The organism is Pontibacillus salipaludis, from assembly GCF_014642405.1.
Lineage (GTDB): Bacteria > Bacillota > Bacilli > Bacillales > BH030062 > Pontibacillus > Pontibacillus salipaludis.
In genome coordinates, this window is record NZ_BMIN01000002.1 from 350734 (window position 1) to 367885 (window position 17152).

Here is a 17152-nt window from a genome sequence, read left to right on the forward strand (position 1 = left end):
GGTGGAACTTTGTTTATTCATATTGGTGAAGATCATGTCATTGAATCAGGGGACGTTATATCCATAATTGACTATGAGTTGCTGACTTCGTCTTCTATAGTTGAAGAAATGATTCAGAACCAGCGACTGAACCAAAGAGTCTTTGAATCTCCAAATGCAGAGGCAAAGTCAATTGTCGTAACGAAAGACTATATTTACTTCAGTCCACTTTCTGTCTTTACTCTTAAGAAACGTGCCAACATGACTTCAACATTGAACAATATCGAAGACTTTGCAGAATGATCCATGGGAACGAAAGAATATAACCTAGGGAAAGAAATGTAGGTGAATGACTGATGATGGAAGAAAATCTACCAAATCAACAAGCGTATGATGAAAGTCAGATTCAGGTGCTTGAAGGATTAGAAGCTGTTCGTAAGCGTCCAGGAATGTATATTGGTTCTACAAATGAAAAAGGACTTCATCACCTTGTGTGGGAAATTGTTGATAACAGTATTGATGAAGCACTAGCTGGGTATTGCGATCACATCACTGTTACAATTGAGAAAGATAACAGTATTACCGTAACGGACAACGGACGTGGAATTCCTGTTGGTATGCATAAAAAAGCGAACCGTCCAGCAGTTGAGGTAATTTTAACGGTGCTACACGCAGGAGGTAAATTCGGCGGTGGCGGTTATAAGGTTTCAGGTGGCCTTCATGGTGTTGGTGCATCTGTAGTAAACGCTCTGTCTAGCAGCTTAGAAGTATATGTGCACTTAGATGGCAAGATTCACTACCAACAATACCGTCGTGGTGTACCGCAAGAAGATCTTAAAGTCATTGGCGAAACAGATGTAACCGGTACACGTATTCATTTTATGCCTGACGACGAGATTTTCACTGAAACGAAAGAATATAACTTTGATACGTTAGCTAACCGTCTTCGTGAGTTAGCGTTTTTAAATAAAGGGATTCGCATTACGATTGATGATCAACGTAATGAAGAACAAGAGGCGAAAGATTTTCTTTACGAAGGTGGAATTGTTTCATATGTGGAGCATTTAAACCGAACACGTGAAGGATTGCATGAGCCTTTCTATGTTGAGAATGAAAGTGAAGACATTAGTGTAGAAGTCGCCTTACAGTACAACGATGGCTTTGTAAGTAACATTTACTCCTTTGCCAATAACATCAACACCTATGAAGGCGGTACGCATGAATCTGGCTTTAAAACGGCGCTTACAAGGGCTATAAATGATTATGCTCGTCGAAATCAAATGTTCAAAGAGAATGATCCAAACTTAACAGGTGATGATGTTCGTGAAGGTCTCACAGCTATTATTTCCATTAAACATCCAGATCCTCAATTTGAGGGACAAACAAAGACGAAACTAGGGAATAGTGAAGCTCGTACCGTGACGGATAATATCTTCAATGAGTACTTCTCTAAGTTTTTATTTGAAAACCCTGACTCAGCGAAGATGATTGTTGAAAAGGGATTAATGGCTTCAAGAGCACGATCGGCTGCCAAGAAGGCACGTGAATTAACAAGACGTAAAAGTGCGTTAGAAATATCTAATTTACCAGGTAAGCTAGCTGATTGTTCTTCTAAGGATGCAAAAATCAGTGAATTATATGTGGTAGAGGGTGACTCAGCGGGAGGATCTGCTAAACAGGGAAGAGATCGTCATTACCAAGCCATCCTTCCTCTTCGAGGTAAAATTATTAACGTTGAAAAAGCTCGTTTAGATAAGATTTTATCAAACAACGAGGTTCGTTCCATTATTACAGCGCTCGGCACTGGTATCGGGGAAGAGTTTGATATTTCTAAAGCAAGATACCATAAGATTGTGATTATGACAGATGCAGATGTTGACGGTGCGCATATCAGAACGCTTCTATTGACGTTCTTCTATCGCTACATGCGCCCATTGCTTGAATACGGATATATTTATATAGCTCAACCACCTCTATATAAAATTCAGCAAGGGAAAGCTATTCATTATGCCTTTAATGAAAAAGAGATGGAAGCTACATTGTCTCAGTTATCTAAGCAGCCTAAGCCTAGCTTACAACGCTACAAGGGTCTAGGCGAGATGAACTCTGAACAATTGTGGGAGACGACAATGGACCCTGAAACGCGTACAATGCTTCAGGTTAGCTTGCAAGATGCAATGGAAGCTGATGAAGTATTTGAGATATTAATGGGAGATAAAGTAGAACCTCGTCGTAACTTTATTCAAGATAATGCTCAGTACGTGAAGAATTTAGACGTTTAAAATAAATAGCAGCTTAGAGAACACATACAAGCCGAACCCTTTTCATGGTGGTTCGGCTTGTAAGCTTAAGCAAGAAATATGAGAACTAGTTGAATCAACTCGGAGAGACATTTAAGATCTCTTTTTCCTCATTGAATAGGAGGTATCACGATGGCGGATCAACAACGCCCGAACGTAAAAGAAATCAATATTAGCCAAGAGATGCGTACATCCTTTATGGATTATGCAATGAGTGTTATTGTTTCCCGTGCTTTACCAGACGTAAGAGATGGATTAAAGCCTGTACACCGACGAATTCTATATGCAATGCATGACTTAGGTATGCATGCAGATAAAGCCTATAAAAAGTCTGCACGTATTGTTGGAGATGTTATTGGTAAGTACCATCCACATGGTGACTCAGCCGTTTACGACTCAATGGTCCGTATGGCACAAGATTTTAACTATCGTGCCATGTTAGTCGATGGCCATGGTAACTTTGGTTCTGTTGATGGAGATGCAGCAGCAGCGATGCGTTATACAGAAGCCAGAATGTCAAAGATCTCAATGGAGCTTTTAAGAGATATTAATAAAGATACCATTGATTACGCTGATAACTATGACGGTACGGAAAAGGAGCCTATTGTGCTTCCTGCTCGCTTCCCGAACTTACTTGTCAATGGAGCAAGTGGTATTGCTGTTGGAATGGCTACCAATATCCCTCCCCATCACTTAGGTGAAGTGATTGATGGTGTATTAGCTGTGAGTCGCAATAGCGAAATTACGATCGATGAGCTTATGTCAGAACATATTTACGGTCCTGACTTTCCTACGTCTGGTCAAATTTTAGGTAGAAGTGGGATTAGAAAAGCTTATGAAACAGGGAAAGGTTCTATTACCATCCGTGCGAAAGTAGACATCGAAGAAATGAAAAACGGGAAATCCCGTCTTCTGGTTTCAGAGATTCCTTTCCAGGTTAATAAAGCCAAACTAGTGGAAAAAGTAGCAGAATTAGTACGAGACAAAAAAATAGAAGGAATTACAGATTTACGAGATGAATCCGACCGTGAAGGTATGCGTGTGGTTATTGAGCTTCGTAAAGATGTGAATCCTAACGTAGTTTTAAATAACTTATATAAACAAACGGCCCTTCAAACATCCTTTGGAATCAATATGCTTGCATTAGTAGATGGACAGCCTAAAGTATTAAATCTAAAGCAATGCTTAGAGCATTACTTAGAACATCAAAAGGTCGTCATTCGTCGCCGCACAGAGTATGAGTTGCGTAAGGCAGAAGCGCGCGCTCATATTTTAGAGGGTCTTCGCATTGCACTAGATCATATTGATGAAATTATTGCGTTAATTCGTGAATCTGAAACAACAGATATTGCACGTGAAAATCTAATGACGAACTTTGAGCTTTCTGAAAAGCAGGCTCAGGCGATCTTAGACATGCGTTTGCAACGCCTAACTGGATTAGAGCGCGATAAGATTGAAAAAGAATACGAAGAACTTGTACAGTTAATTGCTGAACTGAAAGCCATTTTAGCTGACAATGAAAAGGTTCTTGAGATTATACGAGAAGAGTTAACAGAGGTAAAAGAACGCTTCACTGATGAACGCCGTACTGAGATTGTAGCAGGAGGAACAGACTTTATTGAAGATGAGGACTTAATTCCTGAAGAAACAGTCATTGTTACATTAACTCATCAAGGTTATATCAAACGCCTTCCGGCCACAACCTATCGTTCTCAAAGACGTGGCGGACGTGGAGTTCAAAGTATGGGGACAAACGAAAATGATTTCGTTGAGCACCTTCTTTCAACTTCAACGCATAATACGCTACTGTTCTTCTCAAATAAAGGGAAAGTATACCGGGCGAAAGGGTATGAAGTACCTGAATTCAGTCGGACAGCTAAGGGAATTCCAATCATCAACATGCTAGAAATTGAAAAAGATGAGTGGATTAATGCTGTTATTTCCGTTGATGACTTTGCGGACGATTGGTATCTATTCTTCACAACGAAACAAGGAATATCTAAGCGTACCACTCTATCTGCTTTTGCTAATATTCGTCGTGGTGGACTAATTGCCTTGAATTTAAGAGAAGATGACGAGCTCATTTCAGTTCGTATGACTGATGGGGATAAACACATTATGATTGGTACCAAAGGCGGTTACCTCATTCGTTTCCCAGAAGAAGATGTTCGAACTATGGGACGTACAGCGGCCGGAGTTAAGGGTATTTCCTTACGAGAAGATGATGAAGTTGTTTCAATGGAAATCATTGAAGACGGTCTTCAAGTCCTCAACGTAACGACTAAAGGTTTCGGAAAACGAACACCGGCTGACGAATATCGTATTACAGGACGCGGTGGTAAAGGTATTCGTACTTGTAATATTACAGAGAAAAATGGAGAAGTTGTAGCTGTTAAAGCTGTGACGGGAGATGAAGACGTTATGATTATCACAGAAGCAGGTGTGTTAATTAGAATGGCTGTAGAAAGTATCTCCCAGACAGGTCGTAACACTCAAGGTGTACGTCTAATTCGCCTTCAAGAGGGTGAAGAGGTAGCAACAGTAGCACGTATCCAAACTGAAGAGCAAGAAGAAGATACGCTTGAAGAACCTAGTGAACAAGCCGAAGATCATGAGCGATTACCTACTGAGCAAGAAGAAATCATCGAAGAAAACCCAACATCAGAAGAAGAGTAGTCAAAGAAAAGGAGATGTACAAACATCTCCTTTTTCTTACATCAAACACTTTAAATGTCCAAATTGGAGGGGAAAAGCATGCGTGTACACCCTGGACAGCTGACTCCTGGTTGTATTGTTATGAGTGATGTTATGGGAAAAACAAATAGCCCAATTGTACCGAAGAATACTGTTGTGAAGCCTATTCACATTACAATTTTACATAAGTTTTTAATTGAAGAAGTCGAGGTGGGGCAGAAACTGTCAAACGGCAACCCGTTTTTACCTCATAAAGTTCAGGAAGAGCCCGAAAAACATGTGAATGTTCAAGAAATGATAGCAACAGATTTTAAAGATCAGTATTTGTATGCAGTCCAATCCTATAAAAACCTGTTTCATCAATGGCAGTCGGGATTTGGAATTGATATAAGTGCTGTTCGGCGAGTGATCGTACCTCTAATAGAACAAGTTTCCGATCATAAAAACGAAGTTTACTCACTACATCACTATACGAGCAAGGATGACTACTTTTATCACCATGCTGTGGCTGTAGCCTTACTATCAGCTCTTCTCGCTGAGCAGCTTCAATACTCAAAAGGTGAACAAATTCAAGTTGGCATAGCTGGTTTCTTAAGTGACTGTGGAATGTCTAAAATTGATGAGAAAATCACATCAAAAAAAGGGCCCTTAACTTCCTATGAATACAATGAAGTGAAAAAGCATCCAACCTATTCTTATAGATTAGTGGAAAAGGTTCCTGCTCTAAAAAATGAGGTGAGACTTGGTGTATTGCAACATCATGAGCGATTGGATGGGAGCGGTTACCCTTTAGGGGTTTCAAGCGGTAAGTTGCATACATTCGGTAAAATTATTGCTGTAGCAGACCTTTACCATGCCATGACATCTGAAAGAGTTTATAGGTCCAAACAATCTCCATTTAAGGTTTTAGAAGAATTGTTACAGCAACAGTTTGGTAAATTTGATCCTACGATTATTCAAACGCTTGTACAAAGTATGACAAGCTTATCATCAGGGATGAAAGTGCGATTGTCTAATAACCAAATGGCTGAGATTGTATTTATAGAATCTAAGCACCCAACCAGACCTATGATTCGCTTGCATCATAGTGATGAAATTATCCATTTGAAGTACTACCGAGATCTTTATATCGAAGAGATTATTTCATAAGTAACGTCACCCATTCTATGTAGTGGGTGACGTTAGTTTTTAGTGACATGAGAAGCGAGGAAATCCGCTATTAACCAAGGTATTTTAGTCTTGCTAATCTCAAGGAATGTTCGGATATATACAAGATCTTCACTCGTGTATGAATGAAGGATGTCCCCCCACCATTCTGTTTCATAGCGAGAGAGCATACTTAGGTTATATAGAATTAAGTAGTGAGAAAGCAGTTCAGGTAATGGGTATTGTAACGATCGTTGATTGGGGATAAATAATTGTTCATCCTCATGATTAACGTATAGGTAAGGATTGTGAATAGTAGATATAGGCGACGTTACTAAGACCTTTATAGAATGTTGTTCTATTTTTATTTCTTCACACTCCGGGAGAATGGAATGGATATGCTGCTTGAAATAATTCTCACTCCAATGGTAATCATCAAGGATTGATATAGGTATTGTAAGTACTTTACCATCTTTATGACCTATTGGGTAACCGTTAGAGGGAGTATCTAAAAAACCATAGATCTCTTTCATCTCTGGAATTCTTCTAAGCAGCTCATCCATAGTGAATTTTTCTTTAGGAAAATGTTCCATGTGAAACATATGCTCTGAAACGTATGAGAAAAGCCCTTTATTCTGTATTTTTACCTCGTCTTGTAAAAATGAATAATTTTGCTTTTTTCTTTTTCTGCTAGTAACGCCATGAGCTAGTACACTTGTGGATTCAGGATAATCCGGGCGCTGTGTTAAAATTGCTGCTTTAATAAACTGGGCCATCCCATAAAAGTAAAGGATAGGCTGGACCGATAATGGAGACTCTTCTGCCTGTTTATAAAAGGTCTGGCCATGCTCTAAGTAATAGATCAGTCGATACGTATTATCATAGCTCTTCCGTTCAGCATCCACGTCGAGACTTTCATAACATTTTTGTAAGTATTGCTGTGAAAGTGGAGAAGATTGAAGTTTTGTATAAATGGACAGAATATTTCGGATATTCAATGTAGAGGCCTCACTTTCTTAAAAACAGTTGAAAATCCCCTTTTTATAACGTATTGTAATCTACAATATAACAACTTATAGGTTTTAGTTTGTCCTAATGAGCAGAAAACATGAATACTTGTCAGGAGGGTAATCAATGCGTGAAGATAAGTTTGCTAAAGAAAGTTTGACGTTTGATGATGTGCTTTTAATACCGGGGAAATCTGATGTTCTTCCTAGGAATGTTGAAGTGAAAACGGAGTTGTCTTCCACCTTGAAGCTTAACATACCACTAATGAGTGCAGGTATGGATACGGTGACAGAAGCAGAAATGGCTATTGCAATGGCTCGCCAAGGTGGTATTGGTGTGATTCACAAAAATATGTCCATTGAAGAACAAGCTGAGCAGGTTGATCGTGTAAAGCGAAGTGAAAGTGGTGTTATATCAAACCCATTCTTTCTAACACCTGAACATCAAGTTTACGATGCTGAGTATCTAATGGGTAAGTATCGTATATCAGGTGTTCCGATTGTGAATAACGAACAGGATCAACAGTTAACAGGAATTATTACAAACAGAGACCTGCGATTTATTCAAGATTACTCTATTCAGATCTCCGAAGTTATGACAAGTGATAATCTTGTTACAGCTCCAGTTGGCACAACTTTAGAGGAAGCTGAAAAGATTCTTCAAACTTATAAAATAGAAAAACTTCCATTAGTAGATGACAACCGTGTACTAAAGGGACTCATTACAATTAAAGACATCGAAAAGGTCATCGAGTTTCCAAACTCAGCTAAAGATGAATTTGGTCGCTTACTAGCTGGTGCTGCAGTAGGAGTAACTGCAGATAGTGATACTCGTATTCAGAAACTTGTTGATGCTGGTGTTGATATGATTGTAATTGATACAGCGCATGGTCACTCTCAAGGTGTTATTGATCAAGTAGCTTCTGTTCGTAACCTTTACCCTCATTTAAATATTGTTGCAGGAAATGTAGGAACTCCAGAAGCAACTCGCGATTTGATTGAAGCTGGGGCAAATATTATTAAAGTCGGTATAGGGCCAGGTTCTATTTGTACAACACGTGTAGTTGCTGGTGTAGGTGTTCCTCAGATCTCTGCTGTATACGAATGCGCATTAGAAGCTAAACAATACGGTGTACCTGTCATTGCAGATGGTGGCATTAAGTACTCAGGAGATATAGCTAAAGCTCTTGCTGCTGGTGCACATGCTGTTATGATTGGAAGTATGTTTGCTGGTGTATCAGAGAGCCCTGGAGAAACAGTCATTTTCCAAGGACGTCAATTTAAGGTTTATCGTGGCATGGGCTCAGTAGATGCTATGAAGTCAGGATCTAAAGACCGTTATTTCCAAGAATCCTCAGAGGCAAACAAATTAGTGCCAGAAGGCATAGAAGGTCGAGTACCATTTAAGGGACCACTAGCTGACACAGTCCATCAATTAATCGGTGGTCTACGTTCAAGCATGGGTTACTGTGGAACTGCTGATTTAACAGCATTTCGCCATAATTCACGCTTCACTCGAATTACCAATGCAGGATTGCGTGAAAGCCATCCTCATGATGTACAGATTACAAAAGAAGCTCCTAACTACTCTGTCTGATCAAGTCTTAGAATAATGATAAGGAGCATTTGCAATTAATGAAGCTCAGATTATTTTAATCTGGGCTTCATTCTTTTAATAGATTCCTCTAAGCTTCTTCACTTAACTATATTATTCCTATTACATATAGCCTTGTCTAAAGTGAATAGGTGAGGGATGCGTGGTTTCAAACATATGACGTATAGTAGCCAGCTTCCGCCATAACGGGCGGAAAGTCTGTTTCTCTATTAAGTCGTCCTATGATAAAATAGCGTCATATGTATACTATCTTTTTGGAGGTTGAAGGACGTTGAAAACTAGATTAAAAGTACCCTTTATCATGCTAATAATGGTACTTGTATCATTTACTTCCATGCTAACGAAACCGATTACAACTTCGGCAGCGGTAGATGTGCAAGCTAAAACAGCCATTCTAGTAGACGCGGAAACTGGTAAAATACTATTTGAGAAAGATGCAGATGTAGCATTGCCACCCGCTAGTATGACAAAAATGATGACCGAATACTTAGTATTAGAAGCCATTAAAGAAGGAAAGATTAGCTGGGATACGACGACTCAGATTACCGATTATCCATACAGCATTTCAGCTGATCCGGCTTTCTCTGGTGTAGGGTTAAAACAGAATAAGGATTATACAGTCAGAGAGCTTTATGAAGCCATGGCGATTAATTCTGATAATGCAACGACGATTGCGTTAGCAGAACTTGTGGCAGGATCAGAAGGTGACTTTGTTAAAATGATGAATGATAAGGCAGACGAACTAGGGCTGCCGGACGCAACGTTTGTTAACTCAACTGGGTTGTCAAACACGGACCTGGGAGAAAATGTTCCAAAAGGTACGGAGCCAAATGCGGACAACCTAATGTCAGCTCGCTCTGCAGCATTGTTAGCCTACCGTTTAATTAACGATCATCCAGATGCTCTTGAAGTCTCTAGTATGACGACTACCGAGTTTGAAGGAGATAGAATTGAGAACTTAAACTGGATGCTTCCTGAGATGCCTGGGTACTTATCACAATATGGTTACGAAGGTATGGACGGGTTAAAGACAGGATGGACGGACTTAGCAGGATACTGCTTTACAGGAACTGCTGAAAGAGACGGTCAACGTCTAATTTCTGTTGTTATGAAAACCGATAGTAAGGAAGCTCGTTTTGAAGAAACGAGAAAATTATTGGATTATGGTTTCAATCAATTTGAAAAGAAAGAACTATATCCTAAGGGGTATCAAATTGAAGATAAAAAGACAGTTCCTGTAACCAAAGGGAAAGAAGATGCTGTTCAAATTGCTTCAAATGCGCCACTTACGACCATGATTGAGAAGGGTACAGAAGAACAATACAGTGTAGAGTACAAACTTGATGAATCAGCTTTAAACGATAAGGGTGAATTAACTGCTCCTATTAAAAAAGGGCAAAAAGTAGGTTCAGTTACATTGGTGAATAGCGAAAACAATAATGGGTATATTACTGCCGATGGTGAACAGAACGAAAATGTTGAACTTGTGACACAAGATAAAGTAGAGAAATCAAATTGGTTTATGCTTATGATTGGAGCCATTACAGGTTTCTTTGCTGATATCTTTACAAGCGTTGTGGACACTGTAAAAGGTTGGTTCTAAACCTAGTAAATTTGTAGGCTTTTAGAGTGGTTTGTTATACAATATTTTTAGAAGAGTTTAATTCTTTTAATAACTATGATGCACATTCGGAGTAGGAGGAATATTCATGTCAAGAACAGGTACAGATCGTGTTAAAAGAGGTATGGCAGAAATGCAAAAAGGCGGCGTCATTATGGACGTTGTAAATGCGGAGCAAGCTAAGATTGCAGAAGAGGCTGGTGCTGTTGCAGTTATGGCACTTGAGCGCGTTCCGGCAGATATCCGCGCAGCTGGCGGAGTTGCCCGTATGGCTGACCCAACCATTGTTGAAGAGGTAATGAACGCTGTATCGATTCCGGTAATGGCAAAGGCTCGTATTGGTCATGTGGTAGAAGCTCGCGTATTAGAGTCTATGGGCGTAGACTATATTGATGAGAGCGAAGTATTAACACCAGCAGATGAAGTATTTCATATTAAGAAGAATGATTATACTGTTCCATTTGTTTGTGGCTGTCGTAACCTTGGTGAAGCAACGCGCCGTATTGGTGAGGGGGCATCTATGCTTCGCACAAAAGGTGAACCTGGAACAGGTAACATCGTTGAAGCCGTTCGTCACATGCGTGAAGTTCAATCCCAAATTCGCCAAGTTATAGGCATGAATGAAGATGAGCTAATGACTTATGCTAAAAATATTGGAGCACCGTATGAACTTCTTCTTCAAATTAAAGAAGAAGGTCGTCTTCCTGTTGTGAACTTCGCTGCTGGTGGTATTGCAACACCTGCTGATGCAGCTTTAATGATGCAACTAGGTGCAGATGGTGTGTTTGTGGGTTCTGGTATCTTCAAATCCAATAATCCAGAGAAATTTGCTCGTGCCATAGTAGAAGCAACAACTCACTATGATGACTATAAACTAATCGGAGAACTTTCTAAGGGTCTTGGAACTGCTATGAAAGGTATGGAGATGTCTACGCTTCAACCTTCTGATCGTATGCAAGATCGCAGCATGTAATTGACAAAAGGGGAATGCATCATGACTGTAATTGGTGTTTTAGGTTTACAAGGAGCTGTTCGTGAGCACGTACGTTCTATAGAAGCAAGCGGAGCTCAAGCTGTAATTGTGAAGCGGTTATCTCAACTGAATGATATTGACGGTCTAATATTACCAGGCGGAGAGAGCACAACCATGCGTCGTTTAATTGATAAATATGACTTTTTTGAGCCTTTACAAGAGTTTGGGAAAAGTGGAAAGCCGATCTTTGGAACATGCGCTGGCTTAATCTTATTAGCCCAAAAAATTCAAGGACAAGATCAAACACACCTTGGTTTAATGAACATGATGGTCGAACGAAATGCGTTTGGCCGCCAAAGAGAGAGTTTTGAGGCATTCATAGACATTAAAGGCGTTGCGAAGGAGTATGAAGCTGTTTTTATCCGGGCACCATATATTGTAGAAGTGGGCGAGGGAGCAGAAGTTCTAGCCAAGCAAGGTGATAAAATTGTAGCGGCTCAGGACGGCCATTATCTCGCATGCGCTTTTCATCCGGAGTTAACAGATGACCATCGCTTAACCGAACATTTTGTAAAAATGGTTGAAGAATCAAAGAAAACACTTGCATCTTAGCAAGAAATTCGCTATTCTTCTTCATAACAACAAATATACGAAACGTGATGATAGGAAGTAGTAACAACGTGAACTTCTACAGAGAACTGGTGGGTGGTGCAAACCAGTGAAGGAGCGTTGCCAATCCATCCTTGAGCAGATATGCCGAAAGGACAAGTAAGCATATCCGGTGCTGACGCATCGTTACTAGAAAGTAAGCCGGAAGGTGATTTATGCCTTCAATAAGGGTGGCATCGCGGGAATATACAAACTCTCGTCCCTAATCAATTGATTAAGGGGCGGGAGTTTTTTGTATGCAGTATACATCTATAAGGAGGAAATAACATGTTAGATTTAAAATACTTACGTACTAATTTTGATGAAGTAAAAAGTAAACTTCAAAATCGTGGGGAAGACCTTTCAGATTTAGATACATTTGGGGAACTTGATGAGCGTCGCCGCGAGTTAATTCGTGAAACAGAGGAACTGAAGGCAAAACGCAATGAGGTATCTAAAGATATTTCTGCATTAAAAAAGGAAAAGAAAGATGCAGATCATTTAATTACAGAAATGCGTGAAGTAGGGGACCGTATCAAAGAATTAGATACAGAACTAAAGGAAGTAGAGGAACGTCTTGAAACACTTCTTCTTTCCATTCCAAATATTCCTCACGAAAGCGTACCAGTTGGAAGCGATGAGGACGATAACCAAGTGGCCCGCGAGTGGGGAGAACTTCCTGAATTTTCGTTTGAGCCTAAAGCACACTGGGACGTGGCGGATCACTTAGACATTTTAGACTTTGAGAGAGCAGCTAAAGTAACAGGGAGCCGGTTTACTTTCTATAAAAAGTTAGGCGCCCGATTAGAGCGTGCTCTAATGAGCTTTATGATGGACCTACATGCAGAAGAACATGATTATGAGGAAATGCTACCCCCATACATGATTAATCGCACAAGCATGACAGGTACAGGGCAACTACCTAAATTTGAAGAGGACGCTTTTAAAGTAGAGGAATGGGACTATTTCTTAGCACCTACTGCAGAAGTTCCTGTTACAAACTATCACCGCGAAGAAATTCTGTCCATTGAAGACCTACCGCGTAAATATGTAGCATTCAGTGCTTGTTTCCGTTCTGAAGCGGGTTCTGCTGGTCGTGACACGCGTGGTTTAATTCGTCAGCACCAATTTAATAAAGTAGAGCTTGTGCAATTTGTGAAACCTGAAGAGTCTTATGATGCACTTGAGCAACTGACAGGCCATGCTGAGAAAGTACTACAGTTATTGAATCTACCTTATCGTGTCATGGACATGTGTACGGGGGACCTTGGATTTACTGCAGCAAAGAAATATGACATCGAGGTTTGGTTACCTAGTTATAATACGTATCGTGAGATCTCATCTTGCTCTAATTTTGGAGATTTCCAGGCACGTCGTGCAGGCATTCGTTTCCGTCGTGATCAGAAAGGAAAGCCTGAATTTGTTCATACATTAAACGGCTCTGGACTAGCTCTAGGACGCACAGTAGCAGCCATATTGGAGAACTATCAGCAAGAAGATGGTTCTGTAAAAGTTCCAGAAGTCCTTCGACCATATATGGGTGGTAAGGAAGTTATTCAATAAACAGAGTATAATGTCGGAAAAAACTTATACTTGTTATGAAAGAGAAAGGACTTATAAAGAAGTCCTTTCTCTTTTTCAATATTGGGAAGCTAAAGGTGATAACCACACTTCTATTAAAAATTTTAATAAAACCCTTGTATTATACGTGAAGTTCAGGTACAATGATTTTTGTTGAGTTTTTGAGCATATTTAAATGCGCTCGACATCATTCAACATTTCATAAAAAAAATTGTTGAAAAATGTTGACTTTAATAACGTACAATGTTATATTATTAATTGTCGCCAACACGGAGGAGTACCCAAGTTCGGCTGAAGGGAGCGGTCTTGAAAACCGCCAGGGGGTTAACGCCCCGCGGGGGTTCGAATCCCTCCTCCTCCGCCATTTTTTATGCGCGTAAAAATTGGAGATTGAAAAATCACAAACGATATAGACAACCTCAGTGAGTAATCACTGAGGTTTTTTTGATGTTCTATTATAATATGCTTGGTCGTCAATAATAAGGAAGCAACCTTTAAGCTTGAGAGAAGGTTTCCGTCTGCTTTTGTTTAGAGAACCGTGATCCTCTAGCCAGACCAAGCACTTCTAAAGTAACGGATCTGCAAATTTCAGAGATTATAAAAAAGTGTGAGCTTTTCCTTTAGATAGGAAAGCTCACACTTTTTTACGTTAGTTGACGAGAGCGCCATTTACGGGATTGTTGGATGAAATGACCGATCTTTTCTAAGATAGGTTCAATGGAATTCTCATCATTTACAACGTCATAATCAGCAATATTGAGACGTAGTACAGGGCATGCATTGAAGTTATCGATCCAGTTCTCATAACGGCCGAACATTTCTTCCCAGTATTCCACAGGAGTTTGCTGCTCCATAGGACGTCCGCGTTCTTTGATACGGCCTACTACATCATCAAATGAACCTTCTAGGTATATGAGAAGGTCCGGATGTGGGAAGTAAGGTGTCATGACCATAGCATCAAACAAGTTTGTATACGTGTTATAGTCTACTTCATTCATTGTACCTTTTTCATAGTGCATTTTAGCGAATATGCCCGTATCTTCATAAATTGAACGGTCTTGTATGAAGCCACCGCCATATTCGAAAATTTTCTTTTGTTCTTTAAATCGTTCAGCTAAGAAATATATTTGTAGATGAAAGCTCCAACGTTCAAAGTCATTATAAAACTTATCCAAATATGGATTAGTGTCTACCTTCTCAAATGACGTTCGAAAATTTAAGGCACTGGCTAGAGCGTTTGTCATCGTGGACTTTCCAACGCCGACTGTGCCCGCAATTGTAATGACGGCGTCATGTGGAATGCCATATTGGTTGCGTGCATTCATTATATAACTTCCCCTTTTTTAAAGTGATTCTCTATTGTTTGAATCATATAATCTAAATCATCCTGGTGCTTAACAAAATCGAGATTATCTCCGTTGAAGCGGATCACTGGTATATCTGGGTGCTCACGTTCGAATTTCTCCATAAATAAATCATAATCTCGGAGTAACTGTTCTAAATAACTCGCTTGAATATTTTGCTCCACCTCACGCCCGCGCATTCTAATACGTTCTAGTAGCTTATCAAGGCTAGCGTGTAAATAAATGATCATATTTGGGCGAGGCATATCCTTAGTAAGAATATCGTATATTTGAACATATTTATTGTATTGTTCTTCTTTTAATGTTCTTTCTGCAAAGATTAAGTTCTTAGAAATGTGATAATCAGAAATAACAGGTTTGTTCTGATTCAAATAGTACGTTTCAATATCTTCTAGTTGTTTAAATCGATTGCACAGGAAGAACATTTCTGTTTGAAAACTCCACTCTTCAATGTTGTCGTAGAATTTACCTAAGAATGGATTCTCTTCTACGATTTCTTTCAATAGTGTATATTCAAATTGGGAAGCCAATTTTTGAGCTAATGATGTTTTACCTACCCCAATTGGTCCTTCTACTGCAATAAAGGGAGTATTCCCCATCTCTCCTCCTCCTTCGCCAACAGTATTACTCTATACGTTCAGACAGACAAACTACATTTTATCATAATCACCCGGCGTAAGTAACGGTCATAACCTCTAAAATTCATTCCATATGTAGGTTGCACGATTTCCTTGTATACCATGTATTGAGCTAAGAACTGAAACTTTTCAAAACCATAACTTTTCTATATAATAGATTGTATATTCATATGGCTCCGTAGCTCAGGGGATAGAGCATAGGTTTCCTAAACCTTGTGTCGCAGGTTCGAATCCTGCCGGGGTCATCTTATAAGAAAAAGCTGTCCAATTTGGACAGCTTTTTCTTTATATTCCCTATTTTAGGATAGTGTTCCTAGTTTAACTTCTACTTTGAAAAGGAATCCAACCCACATGACTACTTTTACCGCATGGGGAGGCAATTAGAATGTTTGGGTTGTACGATATTTTGTATCTTATGGTTTCGATATTTATTATACTCCCCATTGTGTCTATGATCCACGAGATTGGACACTTATTCTTTGCGGTGCTTTTTAAAGCGAGAAATCAAACGTTAGATATTGGTTGCGGTAAACCCATACTGCAAATTGGAAGACTGTGCTTTCGAAAGTATTACTTCTTTTATAGCTGGTGTCAGTTTGAACGCCTTGAAAAGAACTCGCGTATCCATTATATCCTCGTATACGCTGGCCCCATGATTTTTAACATAATGGCAGCCATAGGAGTTAATGCACTCATTTATTATGATCTTATTGAAGGACAGAAGTTCTGGAACCTTTTTGTGTATTATTCCATTTATTTTGTTATGTTTGATGCGATCCCTATGCGTTACCCGGATGGACAACCAAGCAATGGATTAGTTGTATTTGAGATGTTGAAAGATGGAAAAAGGGCCACCTTCCAGAAGGAGCAGTGGGCAGAAGAGGATGTAAACTGTTAACTATTCTTCTGGTTCAATAAAGACTGTTTTCATAGGTACATCTGCCGCTTCTAAGTACGCGTATATCTTGTTTCTATAATCGAAGAAATCTCTATCATTTTGCACGGTAAAATGAGAACCATCTTTTCCGATAAACTCATGTTCTTTCAATGTGATTGTATTGTTCTCGCGGGTGGTGACCTTAATCACTTCTTTCATATCTGACCATTCCATATCGGTCCGTTCTAACGTGAATGCTTCATTAAAGTGTAGACCTTTAGGGTCAAAATAGAAGTAACTATTTATTCCTAGTATGCAAGTAAGTATAACGGCAGGGAGCCCTAAGAAAAACATCCATGGCCTATGCTTTAAATTCTTGTGTTCTCTTCTTGAGTTGTATAGTAAATCTAGAAGGAGCGTCCCGGCCATTAACATAGAACCTGCAAAGAATAATACATAAGCAGATAGCAATGGTTGGAAGTAGATATGATCTCTAGAAAAGAAAAAAATATCTTGGAAGAAGATTACCAAAAAAAGCGGGAAGAAAAAGCTCCCAATAATAAATATAACAATCATACCAACCTTAATGGGCTTTGTATCTTGCCCGATCATAGCCTTCAATTAAACTCCCCCTCTTGCATTCTCTCTCTTATATGTACAGCTATCTAACATAGAAAATTTTAACATATTTCTCTTGGTGCTTAAAAAT

The 17152-nt window shown here is 39.5% G+C and carries 14 protein-coding genes, 2 tRNA genes and 1 other annotated feature; of the genes, 12 read left to right on the forward strand and 4 right to left on the reverse strand.

Annotation, left to right across the window (positions count from 1 at the left end; genetic code table 11):
• Nucleotides 1–9: 9 nt before the first annotated feature.
• The 4 genes from remB (at nucleotide 10) to IEW76_RS03795 (ending at nucleotide 6122) form a co-directional block, all read left to right on the forward strand.
• Nucleotides 10–282: an extracellular matrix regulator RemB gene (gene remB / locus IEW76_RS03780; RefSeq protein ID WP_188651058.1), complete on the forward strand. Its 273-nt coding sequence runs from the start codon at nucleotides 10–12 to the stop codon at nucleotides 280–282.
• Nucleotides 283–338: 56 nt separating this feature from the next.
• On the forward strand, nucleotides 339–2261 hold the full coding sequence (gene gyrB / locus IEW76_RS03785) for a DNA topoisomerase (ATP-hydrolyzing) subunit B (protein WP_188651134.1): 1923 nt from the start codon (nucleotides 339–341) through the stop codon (nucleotides 2259–2261).
• A gap of 150 nt (nucleotides 2262–2411) precedes the next feature.
• Nucleotides 2412–4955 carry a DNA gyrase subunit A gene (gene gyrA, locus IEW76_RS03790; protein ID WP_188651060.1) on the forward strand — a complete coding sequence of 848 codons (2544 nt, stop codon included), beginning with the start codon at nucleotides 2412–2414 and terminating at the stop codon, nucleotides 4953–4955.
• Nucleotides 4956–5033: 78 nt separating this feature from the next.
• The gene (locus IEW76_RS03795; protein WP_188651062.1) at nucleotides 5034–6122 is read left to right on the forward strand and encodes an HD-GYP domain-containing protein; all 1089 of its coding nucleotides are present in this window, start codon (nucleotides 5034–5036) and stop codon (nucleotides 6120–6122) included.
• Between the two features lie 32 nt (nucleotides 6123–6154).
• On the opposite strand, the gene IEW76_RS03800 is transcribed toward IEW76_RS03795, so the two are convergent.
• Nucleotides 6155–7117, reverse strand: a complete 963-nt coding sequence (locus IEW76_RS03800; RefSeq protein ID WP_188651064.1) for a YaaC family protein — start codon at nucleotides 7115–7117, stop codon at nucleotides 6155–6157.
• Nucleotides 7118–7253: 136 nt separating this feature from the next.
• Between IEW76_RS03800 and guaB the strand changes: the two genes are divergently transcribed.
• From guaB to IEW76_RS03830, 6 genes are all read left to right on the forward strand, one after another.
• Nucleotides 7254–8723, forward strand: coding sequence for an IMP dehydrogenase (gene guaB / locus IEW76_RS03805; RefSeq protein WP_188651066.1), 1470 nt, complete (start codon nucleotides 7254–7256; stop codon nucleotides 8721–8723).
• A gap of 289 nt (nucleotides 8724–9012) precedes the next feature.
• Nucleotides 9013–10344: a serine hydrolase gene (locus IEW76_RS03810; RefSeq protein WP_373285941.1), complete on the forward strand. Its 1332-nt coding sequence runs from the start codon at nucleotides 9013–9015 to the stop codon at nucleotides 10342–10344.
• 106 nt (nucleotides 10345–10450) lie between these two features.
• A complete protein-coding gene (pdxS, locus tag IEW76_RS03815; RefSeq protein WP_188651069.1) occupies nucleotides 10451–11335 on the forward strand; it encodes a pyridoxal 5'-phosphate synthase lyase subunit PdxS in 885 nt (294 codons plus the stop codon).
• A gap of 21 nt (nucleotides 11336–11356) precedes the next feature.
• On the forward strand, nucleotides 11357–11947 hold the full coding sequence (gene pdxT, locus IEW76_RS03820; protein ID WP_188651070.1) for a pyridoxal 5'-phosphate synthase glutaminase subunit PdxT: 591 nt from the start codon (nucleotides 11357–11359) through the stop codon (nucleotides 11945–11947).
• Between the two features lie 38 nt (nucleotides 11948–11985).
• Nucleotides 11986–12211: a binding site (T-box leader), on the forward strand.
• 60 nt (nucleotides 12212–12271) lie between these two features.
• A complete protein-coding gene (gene serS / locus IEW76_RS03825) occupies nucleotides 12272–13546 on the forward strand; it encodes a serine--tRNA ligase (RefSeq protein WP_188651072.1) in 1275 nt (424 codons plus the stop codon).
• A gap of 289 nt (nucleotides 13547–13835) precedes the next feature.
• Nucleotides 13836–13928 (forward strand) — tRNA-Ser (locus IEW76_RS03830).
• A 280-nt stretch (nucleotides 13929–14208) separates the two neighbouring features.
• On the opposite strand, the gene IEW76_RS03835 is transcribed toward IEW76_RS03830, so the two are convergent.
• Together IEW76_RS03835 and IEW76_RS03840 are read right to left on the reverse strand one after the other, a co-directional pair.
• Nucleotides 14209–14889, reverse strand: a complete 681-nt coding sequence (locus tag IEW76_RS03835) for a deoxynucleoside kinase (protein ID WP_036780606.1) — start codon at nucleotides 14887–14889, stop codon at nucleotides 14209–14211.
• On the reverse strand, nucleotides 14889–15527 hold the full coding sequence (locus tag IEW76_RS03840; protein ID WP_188651074.1) for a deoxynucleoside kinase: 639 nt from the start codon (nucleotides 15525–15527) through the stop codon (nucleotides 14889–14891). Before IEW76_RS03840 ends, IEW76_RS03835 begins: the two co-directional genes overlap by 1 nt.
• Nucleotides 15528–15738: 211 nt before the next feature.
• Here IEW76_RS03840 and IEW76_RS03845 point away from each other — a divergent pair.
• Both IEW76_RS03845 and IEW76_RS03850 read left to right on the forward strand, forming a co-directional pair.
• Nucleotides 15739–15811: transfer RNA gene (locus tag IEW76_RS03845), tRNA-Arg, on the forward strand.
• Between the two features lie 140 nt (nucleotides 15812–15951).
• Nucleotides 15952–16464 carry a site-2 protease family protein gene (locus IEW76_RS03850; RefSeq protein ID WP_188651075.1) on the forward strand — a complete coding sequence of 171 codons (513 nt, stop codon included), beginning with the start codon at nucleotides 15952–15954 and terminating at the stop codon, nucleotides 16462–16464.
• Here IEW76_RS03850 and IEW76_RS03855 read toward each other — a convergent pair whose 3' ends face one another.
• Complete coding sequence (locus tag IEW76_RS03855; protein WP_188651076.1) at nucleotides 16465–17064, reverse strand: hypothetical protein; 600 nt, start codon at nucleotides 17062–17064, stop codon at nucleotides 16465–16467.
• Between the last annotated feature and the right edge of the window lie 88 nt (nucleotides 17065–17152).

What these genes read in the sequence shown, in the direction of transcription:
- IEW76_RS03850 (WP_188651075.1), top strand. Translation starts at nt 15,952, where the DNA reads ATGTTTGGGTTGTACGATATTTTGTATCTTATGGTTTCGATATTTATT.
- IEW76_RS03795 (WP_188651062.1), top strand. Translation starts at nt 5,034, where the DNA reads ATGCGTGTACACCCTGGACAGCTGACTCCTGGTTGTATTGTTATGAGT.
- pdxT (WP_188651070.1), top strand. Translation starts at nt 11,357, where the DNA reads ATGACTGTAATTGGTGTTTTAGGTTTACAAGGAGCTGTTCGTGAGCAC.
- gyrA (WP_188651060.1), top strand. Translation starts at nt 2,412, where the DNA reads ATGGCGGATCAACAACGCCCGAACGTAAAAGAAATCAATATTAGCCAA.
- serS (WP_188651072.1), top strand. Translation starts at nt 12,272, where the DNA reads ATGTTAGATTTAAAATACTTACGTACTAATTTTGATGAAGTAAAAAGT.
- gyrB (WP_188651134.1), top strand. Translation starts at nt 339, where the DNA reads ATGGAAGAAAATCTACCAAATCAACAAGCGTATGATGAAAGTCAGATT.
- IEW76_RS03840 (WP_188651074.1), bottom strand. Translation starts at nt 15,527, where the DNA reads ATGGGGAATACTCCCTTTATTGCAGTAGAAGGACCAATTGGGGTAGGT.
- IEW76_RS03835 (WP_036780606.1), bottom strand. Translation starts at nt 14,889, where the DNA reads ATGAATGCACGCAACCAATATGGCATTCCACATGACGCCGTCATTACA.
- pdxS (WP_188651069.1), top strand. Translation starts at nt 10,451, where the DNA reads ATGTCAAGAACAGGTACAGATCGTGTTAAAAGAGGTATGGCAGAAATG.
- guaB (WP_188651066.1), top strand. Translation starts at nt 7,254, where the DNA reads ATGCGTGAAGATAAGTTTGCTAAAGAAAGTTTGACGTTTGATGATGTG.